Raw genomic sequence first — 26,198 nt, forward strand, 5'->3', positions numbered from 1 at the left:
AGGGCAACCCCTCGAGCTTACCCGTTCCAGCTCCACCACGCAAGTGGGAACCTGAAACCCGAGCCAGAAGGACCACACCATGAACACGAGCACCGGCACCAGCCGGACGCACCCACGACACAACCATCGAAACGATCAGAAGGGGAGCGCCGAACCACGCCGACGACCACAAGATTAGCAGCCCTTGAGACCGCCTTGATCCGAAAGAGGACGCACGCCGGACTAGGGACATTGATCCCGGCTCCCCCTCATGTGGCTCACGAACCAGCTCACATGGCACACGAACCAGCCGGCCACACGACCCTGGTGCCGTTCACACCCCGGGCGCGCTGCATGACCCGGTTTCCCCTCGCCCAGGAACGCATCGATGCTTCCCGCTGTTGCCATCGGTGTATCGGTGCGGCCGGCCGTACGGACACGGCAAGCTGGAAACGGCCTGCAGATCTGCCGGGAACAGTCAGCACACCGGCGTTGACGTCTGATCCAATTGTCGGATCTTTCCTCAAAGAAGGGGTAGAAACGGAAACGTGCTTCCACAGCGGATTCCTCGCGCACTCATCGCCATGCTCGGCGCCGCAGCCGCTGTCGTCGCCCTGGCCGGCATTCAGGCCGTCGGGTCCATCGTCGGCCCGGTGATCCTGGCACTCACGCTGGTCATCGCCGTCTCACCCCTTCGCGGCTGGCTTTCCCGCCATCGGGCCCCGGTCTGGGTGCAGGTCGCCGTTCCGCTCGCGGTGGTCCTGCTCGTCCTGGCCGGCATGGTGGCGGTCCTGTCTCTCGCCGCCGCGCAACTCGCGATCCTGGCGCCCACGTATTCGACGCAGTTCAGGTCGATGGTGTCCGATCTCCAGCACTGGGCCGCCGGTCTCGGCTACGGCAGCGATCAGCTGAACAAGGCGTTGTCCTCGTTCGATCCGGGCAAGATGATCGAGGTCGCGCAGGGCGTGCTCAGCAGCCTCCTCGGAGTGTTGTCGAGTCTCTTCCTGATCGTGGTGCTGCTTCTCGCCATGAGCCTGGACGCTCCCGTGTTCTCCCGGATCGTCGACGCCGCGGCCGCGGAACGGCCGCAACTGGCCGAGGCGCTCAAGTCGTTCACGTCCCGCACCCGCCGCTACCTGGTGGTCTCGACCATCTTCGGGTTGATCTGCTCGGCCCTCGACGTCACGGTCCTGGCGATCCTCAGCGTCCCGCTCCCCCTGCTGTGGGGTGTGCTGGCGCTCATCACCAACTACATCCCGAACATCGGTTTCATCCTCGGGCTGGTGCCCCCTGCGCTCCTCGGCCTGCTCGACGGCGGCCCGAGGACGATGCTCCTCGTGATCATCGCGTACATCGCGATCAACGTCGTGATCCAGTCGTTCATCCAGCCGAAGTTCCTCGGCGACGCCGTGGGGCTCTCCACCACGGCGACGTTCCTGTCGCTCATCATCTGGGCCTGGGTACTCGGCCCTCTCGGCGCGCTGCTGGCGATTCCGCTGAGCCTCCTGGTCCGGGCGTTGTTGATCGACAGCGATCCGGACAGCAAGTGGACAGCGGCCCTCATATCCGGCCGGCTGCCGGATCCACCCGCGAAATCATCGGCCGAGCCGTCCGGAACATCGTCAGAACCGTCGGCGGAAGCGCCCGCGGAGGGCGCGCCGGTGAAGGTTCAGCGGCCACCCCGCGCGTAATGTCTGAGCATGCGGCGATGGGACATCGACGAACGCCAGACGGGCATTGCCGACGGGTCGGCGATGGACCCGCAGGTGCGGAAACTGCTTGAGACCATGCGGCGGGACGGCTGGGTGACCGAGGCCCCCGAGGAACACCTGCTCCCGCATCTGCGGCGTGCATGCGGCTCCGAATGGCTGCTCCTCGGCGAGCGTCTTCTCGACGACGGCGTCTACGAGGTCACGGTCTCGCTGTCCGGCGACCGAGAGGGCGTGCGCATCCACCGCGACGCGATCCGCCTGCTGTCCGCGATCGCCGAGCCCGCCTTCTTCGTACGGCAGAGCGAGCCCGGCGTGTTCGACTGCGTCACCGGAGTCCTGGACGGCGACCCGCCCGGCTTCAAGAGCCACGGCCACCTGGTCCGGCTGATCGTCAGATAGCGGAGGGCGCCGCGTCAGGCGTCCACACGGGCGACCGGGACACCGGTCGGGACGGCCTCGACTCCTTCGGACCTCCTGCGGCCCCACGGCATCGCCGCGATGAGCACGGGGAACAGGATGATCGAACTCATCGCCCAGGGCGAGTGCAACTCGCCCCACTTCTCCCCGGAGAACTGGGTCAGCACGAGATAGCCCACCGCCGACCAGGCGGCGCAGCCGATGACCGTGGGCCACGCCCAGCGGGTCGGCCGGGCGACGAGGAACGGCATGAACCACATCAGGTACTGCGCTCCGAGCCGTGGCGTGAAGATCATGAAGGCCAGCACGATCGCGATCGTCACATCGATGGGATCGGCCTTGCGCCACCAGAGCAGGCAGAACACCACCGCGGCGTAGATCATGTACTGGCCGAGCTTCAGCGCCGTGGGGTTGAGGACCCAGTCGCCCCCGTTGAGGATCGCCGTCCATCCCCAGTCGCCGGTGATGGGGCGCACGTCGCCGGGCCGCAGGCCGATCGTCTTGAGGACCTCGGGCAGCTGACCCCATGCGGTCCACCCGCCGATGGGCAGCGTGAGCAGGAAGAAGACCGGCGGAATGCCCGCGGCGATCAGGGAGATCAGCCGGGAGCGCGGCCCGGGCAGGAGCAGGAGCATGCCGGGGATGAGGATCACCGGCCAGCTCTTCGCGCACAGCGCCATCCCCATCAGCAGACCCGCCCAGACGGCCCGCCTCGTGGCGGCCCGATCGACGTCGACGGGATGGGTGAAGCGACGCAGCAGGTCACCCGGCCGCCGCCAGGGAAGGGTGGCCGACGGCCGCCAGCCGTCCGGGCCGCGCGCCACGACGTAGGCGGCGACGCCGAAGACCAGGGAGACGGGCTCGACCTGGCCGTGCACCGAGGCGACGAGGATGGCGAGCGGGTTGCACGCGTACTGGAAGGCGCGGAGCTTCTGAGCGGAGCCTCCGGCGAGCTTGCCGACCAGCGGGATCAGCACGATGTCGGAGACGACCGTGACGAGCCGGCCGGCGACCTCCCACGGGATGCCCAGCCACAGGAGCAGGCCGTACACGTAGGGGATGGTCGGCAGGAAGTGCCAGCCGCCGTTGCTCTCCAGCACCGGGTCGTGGTGTTGCACGATGGCCTCGCCGGCCGGTCTGAAGCTGTTGACGAAGTCGATCGGCTGCCAGCTGTCCTTGGCCGAGAGCACGAGGATCAGCACGCGGAAGCCCACGCCGATCGCGAGTGTGACGGCGAGTGAGGGCTTCCAGCCCTTCCACTGCGCGACGAGGGCGAGCACGACACCGGTGACGAGGACGATGCCCGTCGGGATTGCGTAGTCCATGACGCTGCCAAGCCTGCCCGACAAACCAGTAAAGAGGCGACCCGGCTCCAGAATTCTTCGTCCCCCACTACCGTCGGTCACCATTAGTTGTACTCTTGTCACTCAGCGTAACAAATGGGAGACTTCGATGAAGATTCGCCTCTGGATCACCCTTGCCGTCGCCACGGTCGTGGGCATGTTGATCGGCCTGCTGGCCCCGACGCGAAGCGGCGGCCGGCGCGACGGGTAGGGGGATTCCGTCGCGCCGGCCGCCGAGTCATGGCCGGCCGGCCCTGTGATCAGAAGCCGGCGGTGATCCGGGTGAAGTCCCAGTCGTTCTGGGCGATGCCGCTGCAGTTGGAGACCACGCCGCCGCCCGGGCAACCGCGGTCACGGTTGACCGACCAGAAGGCGAGCCTGCCGAGCCCCTTCGACTTGGCGTAGTCGCGGATCTGGGTCCAGGTCGCCACCGAGGTCAGCTCCTGCTGGTCGGACAGGCCGTTCATGCCCGAGATGCCCATGTGCGCGTAGGCCTGGGCATCGGTCCAGCCCCAGGCTGTCTTGAGGGCGTTCTTCAGGCCTTCGGCCGCGTTCACGGTGTTCTGGTACATGTTCGCGCCGCCGCCGAAGTCGAACGGCATGATCGTGTAGTTGTCCACGTTGACGCCGAGCGCCTTCGACTGGTTGATCAGGCGGGTGCCGTAGTAGGTCGGGCCCGTGGTGCTCGTGCCGAAGGTGATGACGACCTTGGTGTTCGGGTTGTTCTGCTTGATGATCTTCAGGCCGCCGAGGATGCGGTCCTGGACGGCCTCGTTCTCGAACTCGTCGCTGTTCTCGATGTCGAAGTCGACCGCGGCGGGGTTGTAGGCGTTGATGACCTGCTGGACGGCCCCGGCGAACGCGGACGACGACGAGCAGTTGGGCCCGAGCTTGTTGCCCGAGTAGCCGCCGAAGGAGATCTGCACGTTGCCGCCGGCGGCCTTGATCTGCGAGATCGCCGTGGCGTCGGCGCCGCCGGTCAGCGGGCGTGAGCTGTCCCAGGCGGGCGTGCATCCGCCGCCGGAGAGCATGAACGCCATGGTGAAGGCCTTGACGCCGGTGGCGTTCATGACCGTGGCCGGGCTCGGCGGGTTGCCCCAGCCCTCATAGAGGTACGGCGCGCCGGGCAGTTTGCCGCCACCGGTCGGACAGCCCGTCGTGGTCGCGGTCGCCGCGCCGCTGGCGGCGGACTCACCCTGCCCGTTGTACGCCTTGACCGTGTAGGTGTGCGTGGTGCAGGTGCCCAGGCCGGAGATCGTGGCGCTCGTGCCGGTCACGGTCGCCCGTACGGTGGTGCCCTCATAGACCCGGTAGCCGGTGACGGTGCCGCTCGACGCTCCCCAGGACAGCGAGATCGACGCGTTGGCGGTGCCGGTGACCGTCGGGTTGCCCGGCTTGCCCGGAGCGCCCGCCGGCGGGGTCGGCGTGGGCGACGTGGTCGGACCGCCTCCGCCGCAGGAGGCGCCGTTCAGCGTGCAGTTGGCCGGTGCGGCGCCCGAACCGCCCGGGCTGCCGTTGAAGCCGAAGCTCGCCGTGCCGCCCGCCGGGATGGTGCCGTTCCAGCCGAGGTTCGTGAAGGTGAAGTGCTGGCCGTTCCTGGTCATCGCGGCGTCCCAGACCGAGCCGACGCTGAATCCGGACGGCAGGTCGAACTCCACCCGCCAGGTGTTGATCGCCGACGACGTCCCGTTGGTGATCACATACTTGCCTTCGAAGCCGGTGCCCCAGTCCTGGGTCTTGGTGAACACCGCGGTGGCGGACGCCGCGTACGCGGGCGCGACGGCGACGATGCCGCCGACGATGGCGAGCGCCGCGGCGGCGATGACCGCACGGACGCGCAGGCCGGGGCCTGACCGTAGTTTCATGGTTCCTCGCAGGGGGTCGGGGGGTGTCATCCGAGCGCGTTGAGGTACGCCCGGTGGTTGCGCGAGAACTCGGAGCCGTTGTACTTGTCCCAGTTGATGGACCAGGTCATCAGCCCGCGGAGACCGGAGAAGACACCGTGCGGGCGGTAGGAGCCGCAGTTGGTCCCCTTCGCGAGGCAGCCGAAGGCCTTTTGGACCTCGGCGACCGTGGTGAAGCCGTTCCCGGCGAACGGAGCGGCCGGCAGGCCGATCGCCACCTGGTCGGGCCGGAGCGCGGGGAAGGTGGCGCCACCGGCGACGGGGAAGCCGGTGAGCAGCATGTCGGTCATGGCGACGTGGAAGTCGGCCACGCTCATGGTGTGGTATTGGTTGTCGAGGCCCATGATCGGCCCGGAGTTGTAGTCCTGCACGTGGAGCAGGGTCAGGTCGTTCCGCAGGGCGTGGATGACGGGCAGGTAGGCCCCTGACCGCGAATCCGCCGAGCCGTTCGGGCCGGGGCCGTAGAACTGGTAGCCGAGCTGCACGAAGAACGTCTCCGGCGCCATGGTGAGGACGAACTTCGAGCCGTATTTGGCCTTGAGCGACCTGATGGCCGAGATCAGGTTCACCACCACGGGGGTGGTCGGGTTGCGGAAGTCGGTGTCGCCCTGGTTGAGCGACAACGAATGGCCCTCGAAGTCGATGTCCAGACCGTCCAGGCCGTACTTGTCGATGATCGCTCCGACGGACTGCACGAACTTGTCACGTGCGGCGGTCGTGGTCAGCTGTACCTGGCCGTTCTGGCCGCCGATGGAGATGAGGACCTTCTTGCCCGCCTCCTGCTTGGCGCGGATCGCCGCGGTGAAGTCGGCGTCGCTCTCCACGTTGGGGCATTCGGCGGCCGGGCAGCGGTTGAACCGGATGTCCCCGGAGGTGACCGAGGTCGGTTCGCCGAAGGCGAGGTCGATGAAGTCCCAGTCACTGGGGACGTCGGCCATGCGGATGTAACCGGATCCGTTGGCGAAGGACGCGTGGAGGTACCCCACCAGCAGGCGCTTGCCGTTCGACGGGGGCGGTGTCGGCGTCAGCGTCGGCGTCGGCGTCGGCGTCGGCGTCGGCGTCGGCGTCGGCGTGGGAGTGACGGGCGGCGTCGGCGTGGGCGTCGGGGTGGGGCTCGGCGAGGGGTTCGTGCCGCCGGGGCCGTCGAGCACGATGTCGTCGGCGTAGTAGGTGCCCTGGCCGTACCAGCCGTTGACGTAGACCGTCACGCTGCTGGTCGACGAGCCGGTCGTGAACGACGTGGTCAGCTGCTTCCACGTCGCGCCGGGGGTGCCCCACGTCTGCGCGTCCGTCGTGCCGGTGCCCGTGGCGCCGAGGAAGACGTAGTTCCCCTGGACCCAGGCGGAGACGCTGTAGGACGTGGACGGCCTGACGCTGATCGTCTGCTGGCATCGGGCGAAGTCGCTCCCCGCCGGGGTGGCCGACAGGGCCTTGGTGCCGCCGTGGACGGGGCTGGAGACCACCGAGGCGGCCGGCGCGCAGGTCCACCCGGACAGGCCGGACTCGAATCCGGGATTGGTGACGATGTTGGCGGCGGAGGCGGTGCCGCCCCACAGGGCTGTCGCGCCGAGCACCAGCACGGCGGCCGCCGCCCAGTTGCGTACGGACATCCGGCCCGATTTCCGCTTAGACATTCCCGCAGGCATTCCCACAGGCATTCGCGCAGACATGAGACTCACTTTCCTGGCGACCACCCCCCACCCCCCCTTCGCCGTGATCATGCACACCTTCGGAGAGAGTTCTGCTGACCTGGCAATTCACAATCCGTGATCATGCACACTTTCGGCGCCGGCCCGGCCGACCTGGGCGTTCGCCGTTCGTGATCATGCACGCCGGTCGAGCGTGCATGATCACGAACTGGGTTCCCGCAGGTCGTACGGCCTTCGGCCGAATCTGTGCATGATCACGATTGAGATTGCCGCTGGTCAGAACGGCTCCACCCGAACCTGTGCATGATCACGCGCAAGGGGGGAGGGGGTGGGGGGAGGGGGTCAGCCGGTGAAGGGTTTGAAGATGTTCGTGAACTCGTAGCTGGACTGGGCGACGCCGCTGCAGGTGGGCGAGACGGTGCCGTTCGGGCAGCCGCCGTTGTCGCGGCCGACCGACCAGAACCCGATCCGGCCCACGTGGTTGGTCTGCGCGTACGTCAGGAGCTTGCGGGCGTCGGCCTGGAAGGTGGTCTGGCCCGTGTCGTTCTTGCCGATCATCGGAGTGAGCCCGAGCAGCCGCTTGATCTGCGCGTCGGTCTTCGACGGCCAGATCTGCTTCATCTGCGTCACGGTCGCGTTCGCCGCGGAGACCATGGCGTCACCCCAGTTCCCGGAGAAGCCGAAGTCCATCAGCATCGGGTTGACCATGACGTTGAGCCCCTTGGCCGCGGCGTCCTGGAGGATCTGCACCGAGAACGGGTCCATGCCGTAGTCCTGGCCGAGGACCCGCATCGTGTAGCTGATGGTGGTCCCGCGCTCGGTCTGGAGTTGCTTGAGCGCCGTGTTCACCTTGTTGACGTCGATCGAGGCCTCGATGTCGACGTCGAGGAAGTTGGTGCCGACCGTGTCGAGCACCTGCTTGTAGGCGGCGAGCAGCGCGGCCGAGGTGCCGCAGTTGTGCTCCAGGTACGGCCCGGCCGCTCCGCCGGTGGCGACGATCACCTGGCCGCCCCTGGCCTGGAGAGCCTTGACGTCATTGATGATCCTTGAGTCGTTGACCGGGATCGTTCCGCCCCACGCAGGGTTGCAGCCGGTGCTGTCCCCGAGCGCGAACGCCAGCGTGTAGTTCTTCACCCCCGTCGCGTTGTATGCGCTGACCAGCGACGGCGTGGTCATCGTGATGTCGATGTACGGCGCGAAGGTGACGGCCCCCGGGTTCGGCGGCGGCCCCGTCGGCGTGGGTGTGGGGGTGGGAGTCGGCGTGGGTGTGGGAGTGGGCGTCGGCGTGGGCGGCACCGAGCCCGGGCCGTCGAACACGATGTCGTCCGCGTAGTAGGTGCCCTGGCCGTACCAGCCGTTGACGTAGATCGTCACGCTGGTGGTGGAGGCCCCGGTGGTGAACGACGTGGACAACTGGGACCAGGCGGCGCCCGGCGCTCCCCAGGTCTCGGCGCTCACGCCGTTGCCGGTCGCGCCGAGGAAGACGTAGTTGCCGCGGACCCAGGACGACAGGGTGTACTTCGTCGACGGCTTGACGGTGATCGTCTGTTGGCAGCGGGCGTAGTCGCTCCCCGCGGGGGTGGCCGACAGCGCTTTCGTCCCTCCGTGCACGGGAGTGGAGACCGCCTGTGCCCCCGACGACCCCGAGCAGGTCCATCCGGTCAGGCCGGACTCGAATCCCGGGTTGGCCGCGATGTTCGCGGCGTACGCCGTGCCGGTCAGGAAGCCCACGAGTGCGACGGACGCCACGGCGCCCAGGGTGATGAGTTTCTTCATGGCGTCATCCCGTGTACGAAGCGAAGATCTTGGAGAACTCGTAGGGCGACTGGGCGATGTTGGTGCACATGTAGAGCGCGCCGTTGCAGGCGTTGCGGTCCCGGGTCGTCTCCCAGAAGGCGAGCAGGCCGAGGTGCTTGCCCTTGGCGAAGGTCACGAGTTGCCGGGCGTCGTCCTGGTTGTAGATCCGGCCGTCGTCGTTTTGGCCGAGCATCGGCGTGACGCCGACCATGCGCCACACCTGGGCGTCGGTCAGGCTCGGGTACAGCGACTTGATCTGGGAGAACGTGCTGTTGGCCGCCTGGACCGCCGCGTCGCCGTAGTCGACCGGCTGGTAGTAGTCCATGGCCATCACGTTGACGACGTCGAGCTTGACGCCGGCGTCACGGGCGGACCTGACGACGTTCAGCCCGTCGGAGGTGAGTCCGTTCGGCAGGACCGGCAGGGTGAGCGAGATCTTCAGGTTGGGGTGGGCCTGCTGGAGCCGGGCGAGCGCCTGCGACCTGCGGGCGACCGATGCGGGCTCGGCCGTGGCCGCGCCCTCGATGTCGAGGTCGACGTAGTTCAGGCCGTACGCGTTGACCACGGCGTTGTACTCGTTGTACAGCGCGGTCACGTCGGTGCAGGCCTGGGCGAGCTCGATCCCGGTGGCGCCGCCGAAGGAGACCTTCACGTCACCGCCGCCGGCCCGGATCGCGTCGATCTGGTCCTTGCCCCACTGCTGCCTCGGGTCGTACGCGTTGAACCACATGGCCTTGCAGCTCGACGCGGTGACGAAGCCGAGCGTGAAGTTCTTCAGGCCGGAGGCCGATGCCATGGCGGTGAGGCTCGGGGTCGGCCAGGCGCCCATGTCCACGTACGGCGCGGTCCTGAGGTTCCCCGGGGACGGTGGTGTCGTCGGCGGCGGGGTGGGCGTGACCGTCGGCGTGGGAGTCGGCGTGGGAGTCGGCGTGGGAGTCGGCGTGGACCCCCCGCCTCCGCACGAAGCACCGTTGAGCTTGCAGTTCGCCGGGACGCCTGTGCCGGTGCTCACCCAGCCGAAGGCCGCGGAGGCTCCGGGGGCGAGGGTGCCGTTGTAGTCGCGGTTCTTGAACGAGTAGTGGTTGCCGGCCTTGGTCAGCAGCGCGTCCCAGTAGGAGCCGACCGACGACCCGGCCGGCAGGTCGAACTCGACCGTCCAGCCGGAGAGCGCGGCGCTCCCGGTGTTGGTGATCGTGTATCTGGCCTGGTAGGCGGAGCCCCAGTCGGAGTCCTTGGAGAAGACGGCCGTGGCGGTGGCGGCCTGGGCGGGGAGGGCGACGAGGGCGAGCGCGACGGCGGCCACCGCCGCCAGCACACGCCAGATGAACCTGATCTGCATGTCACAACCTCTGGGGGGTGAGATGGGAGGTCATGGAACCCGTACGGCTGACGCCTCACGGAGGCGGCCGAGTAGGAACGGCGCCAGCCGTACGGCGCTTGTCGGCGTCTGGTGACGGGACGCAGTCTCGGAGGTGAACGAAGGTCTTTTTTTAGGAAAGTTTCCTAAGAGTTGATCGGATCGTAGCCCGGCCGACAGGGGGCGGCAAGGCCCAAACGGAAGGGAATTCTGACGAGCTCTGTCAGAGGTCCACGACTGGCGGGAAGCGTAGTCGTGGGCTTTTCTGACCTGCAACGGCGCGACCTTGAACGACCCTTGTCTCTGCCTCAAGCGCAGCCGCCGCGCTGACAGCGTTCTGCCAGGGGCGTGCCAGCGGGCGCCCCGATCCTCTGGACATGACCAACACGATCGAAGCCGAGGGCCTGGTCAAGAGGTACGGCGACAAGACGGCCCTCGACGGGGTGGACCTGGCGGCGCGGGCCGGCTCGGTTCTGGGCGTGCTCGGGCCGAACGGCGCGGGCAAGACGACGGCGGTCCGCATCCTGGCGACGCTCGTCGTCCCGGACGGGGGCAGTGCCAGGGTCGGCGGCCACGATGTGCGGAAGGAACCCGCGAAGGTACGCGAGCTGATCGGCCTGACCGGCCAGTACGCGTCGGTCGACGAGAAACTGACCGGCAGGCAGAACCTGGTGATGATCGGCCGCCTGCTCGGCATGCCCAGGGCCGGCGCGCGGGCGAAGGCGGCGGGTCTCATCGACAGGTTCGGCCTGTCCGACGCCGCGGACCGGGCGGCGGGGACCTACTCGGGCGGCATGCGGCGCAGGCTCGACCTCGCCGTGAGCCTGGTCGGCGAGCCGTCGATCATCTTCATGGACGAGCCGACCACCGGTCTCGACCCCCAGGTGCGCGCGGAACTGTGGGACGTCGTGCGCGAGCAGATCGCGAGGGGCGCCACCGTGCTCCTGACGACGCAGTACCTGGAGGAGGCCGACCAACTGGCCGACGAGATCGTGCTCATCGACCGGGGGAAGGTGAGCGCCAAGGGGACATCCGACCAGTTGAAGGCCCGTGCGGGAGACAGACGCCTGGAGATCCGGCCGGAGCACGACGCGGAGAAGGCCGAGCGGATTCTCGCCGAGATCACCGGGCTGAGCCCGCATCACGGCGAGCACGGGCTGATCAGCGTGCCGGTCCTCGACCCCGCGCTCCCGTCCGCGGTGTTCCGCCGGCTCGACGACGCGGGGATCGTGCTCGCCGAGCACGCGCTCCGCCGGCCCACCCTCGACGAGGCCTTCCTCGCGCTCGTCTCCACGCCCGCAGAAGCTCCCGCAGGAAGCCCGGCAGAAAGGCCGTCGGCATGACCACCCGCAACACCTTCGCCCAGGGGATGACGCTGACCTGGCGGAGCCTGGTGCCGCTCAGGAACCAGCCCGGGGAGCTGATCCAGTTACTCCTCCAGCCCATCTTCATGATTGTGATCTTCGTCGTGGTCTTCGGGGCGATGTCCGGCGACCAGGCCGGGGCGGTGCAGCATCTGCTTCCCGGCGTGCTCACCCAGGTCGCCCTCACCCAGACGATCACGACCGGCCTCCGTCTCGCCGAGGACATCGGCAACGGCGTGTTCGACCGGTTCCGGAGCATGCCGATCGCGAGATCCGCGCCACTGATGGGCAGGATCCTCGCCGACACGGCCACCATGACCCTGACCGTCGCGGTGGCGCTGCTCGTCGGCGCCGTGGTCGGCTTCCGGATCCGCACCTCGCCCCTGGAGGCCCTCGGGGGCGTCGCGCTGCTGCTGCTGTTCACGCTGGCGCTCGGCTGGGTGTCGGCGTGGCTCGGCCTGCGGGCGAAGTCCGCGGCCTCGATGCAGGGCATGGCCACGGCCGTCCTGCTCCCGCTGACCTTCGGCAGCACGGCCCTCATTCCGGCCGCGAACATGCCGGGCGTGCTCCAGTGGTGGGCGGCCCTGAACCCGGTCTCGCACCTGGCCGACTCCCTGCGCGCCCTGTTCACCGGCGGGCCCGTGGGAGCGCACATCTGGATCACCCTGGGCTGGGCCGGCGCGATCGCCGCCTGCTTCGTCCCGCTCGCCGTGCGCGCCTACTCGCGGAGGATCAGGTGAAAGGCGGGCTCACCCGCCCGTCGTCACCCGGCGGATGATCTCCTCGGCCGGCAGCGCGCGTCCTCGCTCGTAGGCCTCGGCGAAGACGGCGCCCGCTCGGGCCTTCGCCGACTCCATCGCCCTGAGTGCGTCGGGGTCGGCGTGCCACCCCTCGTGTACGGCGTCCGCGGCGCCGAACAGGACGGCCGCCCTCTCCGCGCTCCCCTCCGCCAGGGCGACCATGGCGGACCCGGCGACGAGCAGGGCGAGGATCGGGACGTCGGGGTGGGTGCCGAGCGCCGCGACCGCCGCCCGGTGCTCGCGCTGAGCGCCGGCCAGGTCTCCCCTGTCCAGAAGAGCCCTGCCGTACCCGCCTCGCGCCATCGCGGCCTGCTGCGGGATCGTGACGTCGTCCAGCAGGGCCACGACGTCCTCGTAGGCGGCGACGGTGGCGCCGAGGTCTCCGCCGTGTCGCGCGACCTCGGCCTCCGCGATCCTGAGCTGGAGCAGGGTGTGGGACGACATGGCATCCGACAACCGGGCGCGCGCCGTGGCCAGGTCGCTCGTCGCGCCCTCGAGGTCCCCGGCCCCCATCCTGAGGTGCGCCAGCCGGGTGAGCGCCGAGATCGTGTCCTCCGGGCCCATCCACTCACCGGTCAGCGCGATGATCTCGTCGACGAGCTCGGACGGCAGGTCGCCGCGTCTGGCGCGGAGAGTGGCCAGTGCGAGCAGCGATTCGCTCAGGCCCCGGCGGTCGCCCGTTCTCCTGAACCCGGCCACCGCGGCCTCGAGGTCCCGCATGGGGTCGGCGGAGAGCCCCAGCGACCCCCCGCGGATCATCAGCGCGGAGTTGGCCAGCCAGGGGTCGTCCGACCCGGCGTACTCCTGCAGGAACGTGCGGGCGCGCTCGTCCTGACCGGACATGGCCGCGATGACCACGCGCACGATCAGCAACATCGGATGGACGGGGCCTTCGCGCTCTGCGGCGGCGATCAGGCTTTCCATCTCCCGGAACATGGCGTCGATCCGCTCACGATCGGCCATCGCATGGCCCAGCTGGACGGCGGCGACCCCGAATCGGCACGCGGCGTAGTGCCGGAGCAGGCCGGCGGGCGGCCGGTCGCCGACGAGGTCGATGACCCGGCCGGCCCAGACGGCCGCCTCGCTCCCGTATCCGCGCACCCACCAATACCAGCTCAGCTCGCCGCACAACCGCAGGGAGATCTCCACGTCGCCGGAGTCGATCGCCCAGCGGAGCGCGGCGTGGAGGTTGTCCTGTTCGGCGCCCAGCCGCGCGATCCAGTCCAGTTGCCCGGCTGCCCGCAGGTGCGGCTCGGCCTCCTCGGCGAGAGCCAGGAAGTGCCGGGCGTGCCGCCTGTGGAACTCGCCGGACTCCCCCGCCTCGGCGAGCCGCTCGAGCGCGTAGGCCCGGATCGTCTCCAGCATCCGGTACCGCCCGTCGTCGGTCACCTCGACCAGGGACTTGTCGACGAGCAGGGGAAGGGTCGCCGTCACCTCCCCCGGGTCGCCGCAGACCGACTCGGCGTCCTCGAGCGTGGCCCCGCCCGCGAACACGGCCAGCCGCCCGGCCAGGGCCCGCTCGTCGGGCATGAGCAGGTCCCAGCTCCACTCGACCACCGCGCGCAGCGTCCGCTGCCGCGGCAGTGCCGTACGGCTCCCGCCAGTGAGCAGGCGGAAGCGGTCGTCGAGCCTGGCCGCGAGCTGGGCGGGGCCGAGCGCCCGCAACCGCGCGGCGGCGAGCTCGATCGCCAGCGGCATCCCGTCGAGGCGGCGGCAGATCGTGACCACGGCGTCGACGTTCTCCTCGTCGAGCGTGAAGCCGGGCCGTACGGCGGCCGCCCGGTCGGCCAGCAACGCCACGGCCGGGTAGCCCGACGCGTCGGTGACCGTGGCGCCCGCGGGTGGCAGGCCGAGCGGCGGGATGGGGGCGAGCGTCTCTCCCGGGACGCCGAGCGGCTCCCGGCTGGTCGCCAGCACCCGCACGCCCGGGCACTCCCGGAGCAGGCGGTCGGCCAGCGCCGCCGCCGCGCCGACGACGTGCTCGCAGTTGTCCAGCACCAGCAGGGGAGCCCGGCCCGCGAGCGAGGTGACGAGATGCTCCACCGGATCCCGCGCGTCCTCCCGCCACTCCCCCGTGACCACCCGATCACTCATGATCCCGAGAGCGTTCAGCACGGCATGGGGAACGTCGACGGCGTCGGTGACGGAGGCCAGCTCGACCAGCCAGGCGCCGTCGGGGTGCGGGCCGCCGTGCGGCTGCGCCGACACGCGCAGCGCGGTCTCGATCGCGAGCCTGGTCTTGCCCGCCCCTCCCGGCCCGATGATCGTGACCAGGCGCGTCCGCTTCAGCAGTACGCCGAGGTGGGCGACCTCGTCTCCGCGCCCCACGAACGTGGTGAGCGAGGCGCGCAGGGCCGAGGTGAGTGGCGCGCGCGGGGCCGTGGTCCGCCCGCCGTCCGGCCGGCCTCGCCGTACGCCGGGGATCTCTCCCCTGAGGACGGCGAGGTGGGCGCCGCGGAGGTCGGGTCCGGGATCGACGCCGAGCTCGTCCGCGAGCGCCTGCCGGGTCTTGTCGTAGAGCGCGAGGGCCTCCGCCTGCCTGCCGCTTCGCGCGAGCACGCGCATGGCGAGCGCGCAGAGCCGTTCCCTCAGGGGGTGGGCGGCGGCCTCGGCGGACAGGTCGAGGTCACGCCCGAGCGAGAGATAGGCCTCGGCCCGGCTCTCCAGGGCCGCGAGCCGCTGCTCCTCGAGGGAGGTGGCGACGTTCGCCAGGTACGGCACGCCCAGGAGGTCGGTGAGCGCGGGCCCGCGCCACAGGGCGAGCGCCTCGTCGAGCGCGTCGGCGGCACGGGCGGGGTCGCCCGCCGTGTCACCGATGACACGAAGGGCCGCGAAGCGCTGGACGTCGACCTGCGTGGGGTCGACGTCCAGGACGTAGCCGCCGGCTCGCCAGACGACGGCGTCCGGACGCCTGAGGGCCGCCCGCAACCGTTTGACCAGTGTCTGCAGGGCGTTGGCCGCCGTCGCGGGCGGATCGTCGCCCCACAGCGCGTCCACGAGACCGTCGGCCGACACGACCTGTCCGGGCCGTACGGCGAGGACGGCCAGCAGCGCCCGCACGCGTGGTCCCGCGACGACGATCCGCTCACCGTCGTCGTCCGTGACCTCCATCGCCCCCAGAAGGCTGACCCGCATGACCGACATCCTGCCCGACGCCCTCCCCGGAAGGTGATTCGCGACCGGCCGGTCAGTCCATGCCTCGCTTGCCGGGAGTCCAGAAAGGCTTGGTGACGACGCTCCTGCGCGGCCAGCCCCGCTCGGCGACGAGGTGCCGGCGGACGGCCTGGAGGGTCCGCGCCTCACCGGCGAGGTAGGCGACTCCGGGCTCCCCCGGCAGGTCGAGCGCCTGCACGGCCTCCAGCAGGGCCGCCGAGGGGACGTCCTGCCCCGTGCGCTCCACGCGCACGAGGTCGCGCGGGAGCGGCAGGTGGTCCTCCGCCGCGCCGGCTTCGGCCACCCCGTAGACCGGCGTGGCCGCCGGGATCTCTCCGAGCATCGGGCCGAAGGCGACGGAGGCGGTCTCGTCCCCGGCGAACAGGTGGTAGCCGCCCGGCCGTACGACGAAGTCGCCCTGGGGGCGGGAGAAGGTGACCTCCTGGCCGGGGGTGGCCCCCCTCGCCCAGGCGTTGCCGGGCGAGTCGCCCTCGTGGTCGAAGACGACCAGGTCGAGGGTGCCGGCGTCGGCGTCGGCGGCCCAGATCGAGTAGGTGCGCAGCACGTCGCCGATCGCTCCCCGCAGCCATGTCCTGGCGGCGAACATGTCGGTGACGTGCACCCGGACCTGCTGACCGGGCGTCCAGGCGAGACCCTTCAGCGCCGGTCCCGACAGGCGGACGCGGCGCATCCGCGGAGTGAGCAGGTGGACGTCCTCGATCACACCCACGAGGAACAACATTTCGCGAAGGGCGCGGGCCATGACGGATCTCCCTCGGTACGGCTGTCGCCCACACCCTATCGAGATATATCGCGTCCAGCCTCCTCCTGGAGGAGGAAGCCGGATCACATCAGCCCGATCTCACCAGGCGGTGGCGAGGGTGATCGCTCCCGCGCCCACGAGGGCGAAGGCCCACATCCGGTCGAGGTTGAACCACGCCTTCCGCAGGATCGTCAGGCCGGCGAACTCGTAGACGACGAGGGCGATGACCGTGGCCGTGACGAACATGGCCAGGGTGTGGATCCCCGCGACGACCATGCCGCCGGACAGGGCGCCGCCGCCGTGGTGATGCGCCCCCGCGGCCGTCGTGCCGGCCGGAAGCCGGGTGAGAACCGGCAACAACATCAGGCCGGCGCCGTGCACCGACGACATGAGGAAGGACCAGGCCGCGAGTTGCGGAAGCGACACCCGCATGCCGACCCAGCGGAAATGCCGCTTGGACAGCAGGTGCCAGAGCCCGAAGCCCACGAGCAGCACGCCCGAGGCGATGCTGAGCACCGAGCCGGTGACCAGCGAGTCGGTGGCGCTGACGATGAGGACCACCAGCGCCACCGAGGCCAGATGCCCCAGCGCGATCACCGGCAGGGACTGCAGGAGCATGTCGCGGCTGCGTTCCTGCAGTCCCCTGGCGACCGCGAAGAGCCAGCCCATGGAGGGGTTGATGCCATGGAAGGCCCCGAGCAGGATGACCGCGGCGAGCGTCACGGGTAGCAGTAGGAGTCGGAGGAGGCGTCGCCGCCCTGCAGCCGGGTCTGGTGTGGGCGCAGCCCCCGGAAGTCGTCGCCGTGCGGGAAGAACCTCTCGTCGAGGGTGAACCCCGCCGTGTCGACCTTGGCCATCCAGGCGCCGACGCCGTCGGGGTAGAACTGGTCGTCCCAGGAGCCGTAGAGGGAGTTCGTCATGTAGACCCGCCGGCCGTCGCGGCTGACCTCGATCATCTGCGGCCCGCCGGACAGCCTCCCTGACGGCGCGGCCGGATGGGGCGCCCGCCTGACGATGCCGCCGAGGTGGATCGAGCCCGTCTCGACCGGCTTGAACGGGTCGGACACGTCGTACTGCTTCAGCTCGCCCGTGCCCCAGCACGAGACGTAGAGGTACTTGTCGTCCACGGACAGGTCGATGTCGGTGACCAGCGGCGGCACGGCCCCGAACGGCTTGAGCACGTCGGGCAGGTCGTCGGCCGCCGCGGGCTCGGCCGGGATGTCGACGACCTTCCGCACGGCCCAGCGGGAGCCCTCCTCGTACCAGACCCAGATCGAGGCCGACAGGTCCTCCACGTTCGTGACGACTCCGGCGAAGCCGTACTTCTTCCTGGGGTCGTGGGCGGGCCGCAACTCCAGGACCATCTGATACTGGTCGCCCAGGTCGACCTCCTGCACGTGCCTGCGCCTGCGCAGATCCCAGAAGTGCAGCCGGTGGCCGTACTGGCGGCCGAGCAGCGACTCGCCCACCAGACCGTCCTCGATCATGGACGGGGTCCCCCACTCCGAGGTGACCATCACGTCGTGGTTGATGTGCCACCAGAAGTCGTAGGCGAGGTACTGCGGCCCCCGGTCGGACTCCCACCTGCCGAGCACCTCGAACGACGTGTGGTCGAGTACGGCGATGCCGCCGGGGCCCTCCTCGCCGTAGCCGCCGAGGGCCGAGACGTACAGTCCCTCCGGGCCGCAGTGGACGGTGTGCGGGCGGGAGTATCCGGCGCGCTTGCCGAGGTCCTCCGCCTCGATCACCTTGACGAGCTCGGGACTCACCAGGTCCTTGGTGTCGTACACGTAGATCCGGGACGAGCGCAGCCCCGGGACGATGAGGTAGCGCCGCTCGACGTGGGGATGCGGCGCGGAGGGGCACAGCGCGCTGCTGCACGCGTTCCAGCCGAAGTGGTGCAACTCGTCCCCGGTGTAGGGGAGGTCGGTCCAGCCGACGATCGCGCCGTAGGAATCGGACTCGGGGTCGGTGTCCAGCACGGTCATTGCGTCGGGCCTGCTCGCGGAGCGGTCGAATGCGGCGACGTAGGCGAGCTTCTCCGCCGGGGCCGCGGCGGCATCACGCGGAGACGGATAGAACGTAGGATCCGGCTTCCAGAGCGTCATACGCCCAGAATCATTCGTAATTTCCCACCAGGTCAATGGGCATTTCCATGCCCTCACCTGCCGAGACCAAGATGAGTAGGGCACTATAACGGCGTATGTCGTAATTTTGGGGAGCGGAATATGTTCTTCGGGATCACCAATATCTGGGCCTACATCGTCGGCACGTTTCTGATCATCTTGCTGCCCGGGCCGAACTCGGTGTTCGTGCTGACGACCGCGGCCCAGCGGGGAGTCCGGACCGGGTACCAGGCGGCGTGCGGCGTGTTCGCCGGAGACTCGGTGCTGATGTTCCTGTCGGCGGCCGGGGTCGCCTCGCTGCTGAAGTCCACCCCGATCCTCTTCACCGTGGTCAAGTACTCCGGGGCGGCCTACCTCGCGTGGATCGGCTTCGGCATGCTCCGGTCGGCGTGGAAGTCGTGGCGCTCGCCCGCCACCGTGTCGGCGGTCTCCGAGGAGGCCGCGCCGTCCAAGCGGGTGCGGCCCTTCCGCAAGGCGCTGAGCGTCAGCCTTCTCAACCCGAAGGCGATCCTCTTCTTCGTCGCCTTCTTCGTGCAGTTCGTCGACCCCTCGTACGGCGCGCCCGCGCTGTCCTTCCTCATCCTGGCCGCGATCGCGCAGATCTTCAGCTTCTGCTACCTGAGCGCGCTGATCTTCAGCGGCACCTACCTGGCCGGGCAGTTCCGGCAGCGACGCCGCCTCGCCGCGGGGCTCACCTCAGGCGTCGGCGCCGTCTTCCTCGGTTTCGGGGCGAAGCTGGCCACGGCGACCCTGAACTGACCGCCTCCCCACCTCCCACCTCCCTACCCCCTACCTTCGCGCCTCGGCGAGCGCGGCCTCGAAGGCGTCCATCTCACGCTGGATCCGGTCGAGGCCCGCTGTGGGAAGCCATGGCATCACCCGGCTGACCCCGGCGTTCGCGTACTCCTCGATCACCTTCGGGTCGACGGGGAATCCGAGCACCATCACCTCGACCCGCCTGCCCGCCTCGGCGGCCCGGCGGAACAGTTCGGGGATGCGCTCCAGGACGCCCGGCCCGTAGTTGGGCATCCAGACGTCGCCGTAGGCGAGCACGCGGTCGAGCACACGCGGGCCGGTGCCTCCGACCAGGACGGGCGGGTACGGGCGCTGCGCGGGCTTGGGCCACGACCAGATCGAATCGAACGACACGAACTCGCCGTGGTACTTCGCCTCCTCCTGCGTCCAGATCTCGCGCATCGCCTCGATGTGCTCCTTCATCACGGCGAAACGGCGGCGCGGGTCGACCCCGTGGTGACGGATCTCGGGCTCGTTCCAGCCCGCCCCGACACCGAACTCGAAGCGCCCGCCCGTGAGGTGGTCGACGCTGGCGACCATCTTGGCCAGGGTTATCGGATCGCGCTGGGGAACCAGGCAGATGCCCGTCCCGACCCGCAGGCGCGTGGTGGCCAGGCCCGCTGCCGTCAACGCCACGAGGGGGTCGTAGGTGTGCCAGTACTTGGACGGCAGGTCGCCCCCACGCTCGTCCTTCACCCGCGTGCCCTTCGCCGGCACAGGGATGTGGGTGTGCTCGGCGAACAGCAGCGCCTTGTGGCCGCGTTCCTCGACGAGGCGGGCGACGACCCCCGGGCCGGGGGCGTAATGCGTGGGGAAGTAGCCGAATCCAGATTCCATGCCGCCAAATCAATCACCATTTCTTCCCCGTCCCCGGCGACACCCGGCTGACTGTCGTAAAGACCTGGCCAGCGCCCGGTTCGGGGCTTTCACGGCTTTGCGACGCCATGCCGTACGGGCATGGGCCGGGGGCGACGACCCCGGCCGGATGGGCACAGGATCATGCGGGGGTCGGGTACGTTAGGCCACCGGTAAAGGCCTGCCCTCGTGTTTCCGGCAATTGCTGTGGGTAGGTGGAGGCCCTGCACCCGGTTCGATGGAGTGTCATGAACCAATCGCCTTTCGTCCTGCCACGGCTCACCGCGATGCTCAAGCAGGCGGTCCCGCGGCTTCTGGAAGGCGTGGTCGCTCCCCTGGCGGTCTTCTACACCGCACTCGCGGTGCTCGGTCTGAACGGCGCGCTGGGTGCGGCGGTCGCATGGGTCTACATCGGGCTGTTGTGGCGGCTCGTCCGGCGCCGCCCGGTGCCGGGGACGATGGTCCTCGCGGCGATCGCGATCACCGCCCGCGCCGTCCTGGGGCTGTGGACCGGCAGCGCGGTGGTCTACTTCATCCAGCCCGAACTGGGCACGATCTGCATCAGCATGGCGTTCCTCGCGTCGGTGCGGCTGCGCCGCCCGCTCGTGCAGAAGCTCACCCTCGACTACATCCACCTGCCGTCGGTCGTGTTGCGGCATGAGCGGATCCGCAGGTTCTTCGCGCGCATCACGCTGCTGTGGGCCTTCGTCCTGCTGACCAACTCGACCGTCAGCATCTGGCTGCTGCTGCACCAGTCCATCGGGACCTACCTGCTCGTGCGCACCGCCGCCGTCGCGGTCATCAGCGGGCTCGCGTTCCTCGGGTCGGCGTGGGCCTTCCGGCGGGTGCTGCACCGCCTGCACGCCGAGACCCCGGCCGTCGCCGCTCCCGCCGTCACGATTCCCGGCGTCTCCGGCTGAGCCGCCCCGGCCGTCACCGGCCGGAGCGGCTTGGTCGCGCGGGCCTGCCCGGTGCTACGTCTAGAGCGTGTGGGTGCGGACGGCGTCGTCGCCGTGGGTGCGCCGGACCTCGAACGCCAGGGCGGTCACCTTCCAGCCCTCGGCCTGCCGTACCAGCCTGAGCCGGTAGACGCCCCAGACCTCCCAGATGCCCCCGCCGAGCTCGGCGTCGAGCACGTTGTAGGCGTACCCCTTCGCGGTCACGCCCGCCTCGGCGCCGTCGACGTTGATGGCGTAGTTGCTGACCGTGTGGAAGCTCTGCTTCTTCGCGTGCAGTCCCGTGTTCCAGCCGTCGACCAGCTGGGCGGAGGTCACCGTCGAGGGCTTCCCGCCGTTCAGGGCGGTGAAGTCGACGGCGACCTCGTCATCGAAGAGCTCCTGGCAGACGGGCCAGTTCTTCGCGTCCGTCGTGTCGAAGACCGCGGTAACGACGTCCTCGATCTCGGCCCGGTCAACCAGTGCGGCGATCTCATCCATGCGGATCACTATGCACCATGCGCCCCGCTCCTGAGGACGGCGAACCCGTGATCGGACGAGGACCGACGGTAAACACGTCGAGGGCGGTAGAACGCACGGCGGCGCCATTCAACGCATGATGGGGACCAGGGCACCACCGGGAACCACCCAATCCAGCGAGGTGCACACCATGGCCGCCGACTCGGTCGCCCCGAGTTCCATCGACGACCTGCACTACCCCGCCCGTTCACTGGTGCTCCTCGCGGGGCTGCCAGGTGCGGGAAAGAGCACACTGCTGCGACGGCTGTACGGCCTGCGCTGCGACGAGACGGAGCCGGTACCCGACGGCAGGGGGGCATGGGTGATCGACTCCTACCAGTCCCGCAACCTGTGGGCGCCCTACCTCGGGCCGATCCCCCCACGCCTGCGGACCCCGCTGGTGCACGCCACCCATGTGTGGCGCATCGCGCGGGCGATGACACGAGGACAGGCCGTCGTCGCGCACACGCGCGGCACCTGGCCGCATCTCCTCCACGGCTTCGCGTGGCTCGCCCGCCGGAGCGGCACGCAGATGCACCTGATCCTGCTCGACGTCGAGCCGGATGTCGCCCTGGCCGGCCAGCGCATCCGTGGCCGCACCGTCACCAGGGTCGTCTTCGCCCGGCACCGCCGGCGATGGCGGGCGCTGATACGGCAGGCCCGCACCGGGGCACTCCCTCCGGCCGACAGCGTCACCGTGCTCGACCGGCCCGCCGCGGACCTGCTCGGCGCCATCCGCTTCGGGCGACCCCGCGGATAGGCGACGAGGGCCGTACGGGCCGAGACCGGGTCACTTCCAGGCGCCGAGCCCCCCCGTGATAGGACGGACGACCATGGGAACAGCACTGGTCACCGGAGCTTCACGGGGTCTCGGCGCGGTCATCGCCGAACGGCTCGCGGCCGACGGCCTGCACGTGGCCGTCAACTACGCGCACGACACCGCGGGGGCCTCGGCCGTGGTCGAACGCGTCCAGGCCGCCGGCGGCTCCGCGCGCCTGGCCCGGTTCGACGTCACGGACGAGCAGTCCGTACGGCAGGCCGTCGCCGAGATCGGGCCGATCGACGTGGTGGTCAACAACGCCACCGGGCCGCAGCCGCTCATGCCCGTGGAGGAGCAGACCTGGCAGGACCACCTCGACCAGTTGCACTTCTTCGTCAAGGCTCCGCTCCTCATCCTGCAGGCCGTCCTGCCCGCCATGCGCGCCGCCGGGTCCGGCCGGATCGTCAACGTCGGCAGCGAGGTCACCGACCTCGGGAACGCCGACTACGGGCACTACGTGTCCGCGAAGGCCGCGATGCACGGCCTCACCCGGTCATGGGCCCGCGAGCTCGGCCCGTACGGCATCACGGTGAACACGGTCGAGCCCGGCTGGATCCCCGTGGAACGCCACGAGGGCACGCCGGCGGCCGAGTACGACGACTACATGAGGAACCTGCCCCTCGGGCACATGGGCGTGCCCATCGACGTGGCCGAGGCCGTGGCCTTCCTCGCCTCCCCCGGTTCCCGGTTCATCACCGGCCAGCGTCTCGCCGTCAACGGCGGCAAGACGATGACCTGAGCCGATCGGAGATTCACCTGAAGACGAACCGACGATGAGCCATCGACCGCCTGACCGCGAGCTGATGACGAGCTGATCGGCCGCACGCGCGGCGGGCATTAGTCCCGCGTTCGACCTCCGGTTGCTGACATGAGGCATTTCGGCCATGACGCCATGTCTTCATTCAGCTGAAGGGAGGGCGCATGACTGTGCTCGCGGCGGCCATGGCGCTGCTCGGTTCGCTTTTCTTCGCTCTGGGTGCGGCGTTCCAGCAGCATGAGGCGTCGGGCGCCGCCGGACCCGGCATGCTCGCTCTGCTGCGCCGGCCGCGCTGGCTGATCGGCACGGGAGCGGTCGCCCTCGGCGGCGGCCTGCACATCGTCGCGCTGAGCGCGGGCCCGCTGATCGTCGTGCAGCCGATGGGCGTCGCCAGCCTCCTGTTCGCCCTGCCGATCGCGGCCGCGCTGCACGGCCGCAGGCCCGCCGGGAGCGAACTCGTCGCCGCGGCCGTGGTGGGCGTGGGCCTGATCGGCCTCGTGGTGCTCATTCCCCCCACCGCGCCGGCGCCCCACATGGACGACGCCAGTGCGCTCGGGCTGCTCGCCGCCGCCGTCCTCACGGCCCTCACCTGCTTCGGGCTGGCCAAGAGCATCGGCGGCGCCGGCCGTCCCGCGCTGCTCGCGGTCGCTGCGGGGGTGCTGTACGGCTCGTGCGCCACGGTCACCCGTGTGATCGTCGACGGTGGCGGCGGCCATCTCTGGCTCCTGGCCGTCCTTCCGATCCCGGTGCTCGCGGCGCTGAGCCTGCTTCAGCGGGCCTACGCCGGCCGTCATTTCGCGGTGGCCTACGCCACCCTGCAACTCACGGACCCCCTCACGGCGGTCGCCTGCGGAGCCCTGCTACTCGGAGAGCCCCTGCCGACGAACGTGACCGCCGCCGTGGTGGCGGCACTGGTCGCCGGAGCCGGAACCGTCGCCCTCGCCCGGACCACCCCCCTCACCGGATGACCCCCCACACCGGATGACGCAGATCGGAGCCCGATGAACGCCGTCCCCGCCCCCTCCAGCCCGGACCTGCCGGGAGCGCAGCCGTCCCTCGCCGTGGCCCCGGCCCCGGCGCGACGCCGCAGGGTGCTGATCGCCACCGACACCTACCCGCCCGACGTGAACGGCGCGTCGTACTTCACCCACCGCCTCGCGGGAGGACTGGCCGCGCGCGGCGCCGACGTCCACGTGGTGTGCGCGTCCGACGAAGGCCGCCCGCGCACGGAGATCGTGGGCGGCGTGATGGTCCACCGGCTGTGGTCGGCGCGGCTGCCCCTGCACCCGACGATGCGGATCAGCCTCCCCGCGGGCCTGAAGCGCACGATGGCGCACCTGATCGGCAGGGCCCGCCCGGACGTCGTCCACGTTCAGGGACACTTCATGATCGGCCGCGCGGCCCTCGCGGCGGCAGGCGGGGCGGGCCTGCCCGTGGTGGCCACCAACCACTTCATGCCGGACAACCTCTTCCAGTTCGCGCGCGTCCCTGCGGGCCTGCGGGCCCGCGCCGGAGACATGGCCTGGCAGGACCTGACCCGGATCTTCGCCCGCGCCCACCGCGTCACCACGCCCACGCGGATCGCCGCCCGGCTGCTGGTCGACAAGGGGTTCCCGCACGAGGTGGAGGCGGTCTCCTGCGGCATCGACCTGCAGCGGTTCCAGCGCCAGCCGCAGGAGTGGGCGCGGCGGCGGTTCGGCCTGGCCGACAGGCCCACCGTCCTGTTCGTCGGCCGCCTGGACGAGGAGAAGCGACTCGAGGACCTCATCCGGGCGCTGCCGTACGTGCTGAACCACGTCGACGCGCAGGCGGTCCTGGTCGGCACCGGCGGGAAGCGTCAGGACCTGGAGCGGCTCGCCACCCGGATCGGAGTGGGCGAGCGCGTGCGGTTCCTGGGGTTCATCCCCGACGCCGACCTGCCACAGGTCTACTCGGCCGCGGACGTGTTCGCCATGCCCGGCGTCGCCGAGCTGCAGAGCATCGCGACACTCGAGGCGATGGCCGCCGGCCTTCCGATCGTGGCGGCGGACGCCATGGCGCTTCCCCACCTCGTGTCCGGAAACGGCTTCCTCTACCGGCCGGGGGACGCCAAGGAGATGGCCCGGCATCTCACCGGCATCCTGACCTCCGGCGAGGCGCACGCGACCATGGCCAAGGCGAGTCTCGCCATCGCCGCCACCCACGATCACCAGCGATCTCTTGCTCGGTTCGAGGAGATCTACACGGAGCTCCTCGCGTGAAAAGACCCTATTTTCGCAAGAAATCAGTTAATGTCCGTTCATGCCCGGCGCTTATTTTCCCCGCATTCAGACCGTCTCGGGTGCGGTCCCCGTCTCCGAGATCGACGGCCCGGTGCTTGCCCGTGAGCATCTGCGCACCGACACCCGGTGGGGAATCGGCGTCGCCTCCGACCCGTACCGCTGGATCGACGAGGAGAAGTACGTCGTCGCCGAACTCAAGAAGCTGGCGTCCGACCGCGGGCTGAGCCTCGTCGTCGAGCACACCTGCATCGGCATGGCCCGCGACCCCGCGTCGCTCGGCCGCATGGCCACGGGCAGCCGGGTCGCCGTGGTCGCCGCCACGGGCTTCGCCCCCGAGCCGTTCTCCGGTGACGCCGTCCGGCGATACAGCGTGGACGACCTGACCTCGGACCTTCTGCACGAGATCGGGGCGGGGCTCGACGGCGCGGGGTCGCGGCCGGGGCTCATCGTGGCGACCGCCTGGGACGAGACGCCGACGGCGGCCGAGGAGCGTGCGCTGATCGCCGCCGCCCGGGCCTGCCTGCGCACCGATCTGCCGGTCGCGACCGAGGGACTGGGCCTGCTGGAACTCCTGCTCTCCCACGGGGTGCCGCCCCGGCGGCTCAGCGCGCGGACGGCCGACACGCCGGCGCAGCGGAAGATCGCGGAGACGGGCGCCTATGTCAGCGTCGACGACGCCGAGCACGTCCTGGCGCTCCTCGACGCCGGCCACGCCGAACGCGTGCTGCTCAGCAGCGGCGTGTCCCGCCGGGAGCACCTCGCCGACTACGGCGGGCAGGGGTACGGCAGGCTGTTCGATACGATCCTCCCCGCCCTGAGCGAGGCCGGCGTGGACGACGACACCCAGCGCCTGATCACCCACGAGAACCCCCTGCGCTGGCTGGCCGGCTGA

General features: G+C 70.1%; 22 protein-coding genes. 11 read left to right on the plus strand and 11 right to left on the minus strand.

The genetic code is table 11. The annotated features are described in order from the left end of the window. The first annotated feature begins 527 nt into the window (after nucleotides 1-527). On the plus strand, nucleotides 528-1,670 hold the full coding sequence (locus Psi02_RS10885; protein WP_239094786.1) for an AI-2E family transporter: 1,143 nt from the start codon (nucleotides 528-530) through the stop codon (nucleotides 1,668-1,670). 9 nt (nucleotides 1,671-1,679) lie between these two features. Next, nucleotides 1,680-2,090 carry a hypothetical protein gene (locus Psi02_RS10890; RefSeq protein WP_203973347.1) on the plus strand — a complete coding sequence of 137 codons (411 nt, stop codon included), beginning with the start codon at nucleotides 1,680-1,682 and terminating at the stop codon, nucleotides 2,088-2,090. A gap of 14 nt (nucleotides 2,091-2,104) precedes the next feature. On the opposite strand, the gene Psi02_RS10895 is transcribed toward Psi02_RS10890, so the two are convergent. The 5 genes from Psi02_RS10895 to Psi02_RS10915 all read right to left on the minus strand — a co-directional run bounded on the left by Psi02_RS10895 (nucleotide 2,105) and on the right by Psi02_RS10915 (nucleotide 10,140). Next, a complete protein-coding gene (locus Psi02_RS10895) occupies nucleotides 2,105-3,433 on the minus strand; it encodes a putative hexosyltransferase (protein WP_203973348.1) in 1,329 nt (442 codons plus the stop codon). 278 nt (nucleotides 3,434-3,711) lie between these two features. Beyond that, on the minus strand, nucleotides 3,712-5,316 hold the full coding sequence (locus Psi02_RS10900) for a cellulose binding domain-containing protein (RefSeq protein WP_203973349.1): 1,605 nt from the start codon (nucleotides 5,314-5,316) through the stop codon (nucleotides 3,712-3,714). A 26-nt stretch (nucleotides 5,317-5,342) separates the two neighbouring features. Continuing rightward, entirely contained in the window at nucleotides 5,343-6,965 is a 1,623-nt protein-coding gene (locus Psi02_RS10905; protein ID WP_239094787.1) for a chitinase, read from the minus strand. Nucleotides 6,966-7,346: 381 nt separating this feature from the next. After that, the gene (locus tag Psi02_RS10910) at nucleotides 7,347-8,780 is read right to left on the minus strand and encodes a carbohydrate binding domain-containing protein (RefSeq protein ID WP_203973351.1); all 1,434 of its coding nucleotides are present in this window, start codon (nucleotides 8,778-8,780) and stop codon (nucleotides 7,347-7,349) included. Nucleotides 8,781-8,784: 4 nt separating this feature from the next. Next, nucleotides 8,785-10,140: a cellulose binding domain-containing protein gene (locus Psi02_RS10915; RefSeq protein ID WP_203973352.1), complete on the minus strand. Its 1,356-nt coding sequence runs from the start codon at nucleotides 10,138-10,140 to the stop codon at nucleotides 8,785-8,787. Nucleotides 10,141-10,535: 395 nt separating this feature from the next. Between Psi02_RS10915 and Psi02_RS10920 the strand changes: the two genes are divergently transcribed. Next, on the plus strand, nucleotides 10,536-11,501 hold the full coding sequence (locus Psi02_RS10920) for an ATP-binding cassette domain-containing protein (protein WP_203973353.1): 966 nt from the start codon (nucleotides 10,536-10,538) through the stop codon (nucleotides 11,499-11,501). Further along, complete coding sequence (locus Psi02_RS10925; protein WP_203973354.1) at nucleotides 11,498-12,262, plus strand: ABC transporter permease; 765 nt, start codon at nucleotides 11,498-11,500, stop codon at nucleotides 12,260-12,262. The genes Psi02_RS10920 and Psi02_RS10925 overlap by 4 nt, the downstream gene beginning before the upstream one ends. A 9-nt stretch (nucleotides 12,263-12,271) precedes the next feature. Here the strand turns inward: Psi02_RS10925 and Psi02_RS10930 are convergent, their stop codons facing one another. From Psi02_RS10930 to Psi02_RS10945, 4 genes are all read right to left on the minus strand, one after another. Then, the gene (locus tag Psi02_RS10930) at nucleotides 12,272-15,457 is read right to left on the minus strand and encodes an AfsR/SARP family transcriptional regulator (protein WP_203973355.1); all 3,186 of its coding nucleotides are present in this window, start codon (nucleotides 15,455-15,457) and stop codon (nucleotides 12,272-12,274) included. Nucleotides 15,458-15,509: 52 nt separating this feature from the next. After that, entirely contained in the window at nucleotides 15,510-16,238 is a 729-nt protein-coding gene (locus Psi02_RS10935) for a siderophore-interacting protein (protein ID WP_203973356.1), read from the minus strand. A gap of 99 nt (nucleotides 16,239-16,337) precedes the next feature. Continuing rightward, nucleotides 16,338-16,961 (minus strand): hypothetical protein, encoded by a 624-nt coding sequence (locus tag Psi02_RS10940; RefSeq protein ID WP_373317618.1) that lies wholly within the window; start codon nucleotides 16,959-16,961, stop codon nucleotides 16,338-16,340. Further along, nucleotides 16,958-18,346, minus strand: coding sequence for a selenium-binding protein SBP56-related protein (locus Psi02_RS10945; RefSeq protein WP_203973357.1), 1,389 nt, complete (start codon nucleotides 18,344-18,346; stop codon nucleotides 16,958-16,960). The genes Psi02_RS10940 and Psi02_RS10945 overlap by 4 nt, the downstream gene beginning before the upstream one ends. 120 nt (nucleotides 18,347-18,466) lie before the next feature. On the opposite strand from Psi02_RS10945, the gene leuE reads away from it, so the two are divergent. After that, nucleotides 18,467-19,123: a leucine efflux protein LeuE gene (leuE, locus tag Psi02_RS10950; protein WP_203973358.1), complete on the plus strand. Its 657-nt coding sequence runs from the start codon at nucleotides 18,467-18,469 to the stop codon at nucleotides 19,121-19,123. A gap of 30 nt (nucleotides 19,124-19,153) precedes the next feature. On the opposite strand, the gene Psi02_RS10955 is transcribed toward leuE, so the two are convergent. Further along, complete coding sequence (locus tag Psi02_RS10955) at nucleotides 19,154-19,996, minus strand: LLM class F420-dependent oxidoreductase (protein ID WP_203973359.1); 843 nt, start codon at nucleotides 19,994-19,996, stop codon at nucleotides 19,154-19,156. A gap of 266 nt (nucleotides 19,997-20,262) precedes the next feature. On the opposite strand from Psi02_RS10955, the gene Psi02_RS10960 reads away from it, so the two are divergent. Further along, on the plus strand, nucleotides 20,263-20,934 hold the full coding sequence (locus Psi02_RS10960) for a VC0807 family protein (RefSeq protein WP_203973360.1): 672 nt from the start codon (nucleotides 20,263-20,265) through the stop codon (nucleotides 20,932-20,934). A gap of 60 nt (nucleotides 20,935-20,994) precedes the next feature. Here Psi02_RS10960 and Psi02_RS10965 read toward each other — a convergent pair whose 3' ends face one another. Next, nucleotides 20,995-21,450 carry a nuclear transport factor 2 family protein gene (locus Psi02_RS10965; RefSeq protein WP_203973361.1) on the minus strand — a complete coding sequence of 152 codons (456 nt, stop codon included), beginning with the start codon at nucleotides 21,448-21,450 and terminating at the stop codon, nucleotides 20,995-20,997. 169 nt (nucleotides 21,451-21,619) lie between these two features. Between Psi02_RS10965 and Psi02_RS10970 the strand changes: the two genes are divergently transcribed. The 5 genes from Psi02_RS10970 to Psi02_RS10990 all read left to right on the plus strand — a co-directional run bounded on the left by Psi02_RS10970 (nucleotide 21,620) and on the right by Psi02_RS10990 (nucleotide 26,198). Further along, the gene (locus Psi02_RS10970; protein ID WP_203973362.1) at nucleotides 21,620-22,228 is read left to right on the plus strand and encodes an AAA family ATPase; all 609 of its coding nucleotides are present in this window, start codon (nucleotides 21,620-21,622) and stop codon (nucleotides 22,226-22,228) included. 73 nt (nucleotides 22,229-22,301) lie between these two features. Next, a complete protein-coding gene (locus Psi02_RS10975) occupies nucleotides 22,302-23,027 on the plus strand; it encodes an SDR family oxidoreductase (protein ID WP_203973363.1) in 726 nt (241 codons plus the stop codon). 182 nt (nucleotides 23,028-23,209) lie between these two features. Continuing rightward, entirely contained in the window at nucleotides 23,210-24,013 is an 804-nt protein-coding gene (locus Psi02_RS10980; protein ID WP_203973364.1) for a DMT family transporter, read from the plus strand. A gap of 33 nt (nucleotides 24,014-24,046) precedes the next feature. Beyond that, nucleotides 24,047-25,285, plus strand: a complete 1,239-nt coding sequence (locus Psi02_RS10985; RefSeq protein ID WP_203973365.1) for a glycosyltransferase — start codon at nucleotides 24,047-24,049, stop codon at nucleotides 25,283-25,285. Nucleotides 25,286-25,325: 40 nt separating this feature from the next. Then, nucleotides 25,326-26,198 carry a phosphotriesterase family protein gene (locus Psi02_RS10990; protein ID WP_203973366.1) on the plus strand — a complete coding sequence of 291 codons (873 nt, stop codon included), beginning with the start codon at nucleotides 25,326-25,328 and terminating at the stop codon, nucleotides 26,196-26,198.

This window comes from Planotetraspora silvatica, assembly GCF_016863315.1.
Taxonomy (GTDB): domain Bacteria; phylum Actinomycetota; class Actinomycetes; order Streptosporangiales; family Streptosporangiaceae; genus Planotetraspora; species Planotetraspora silvatica.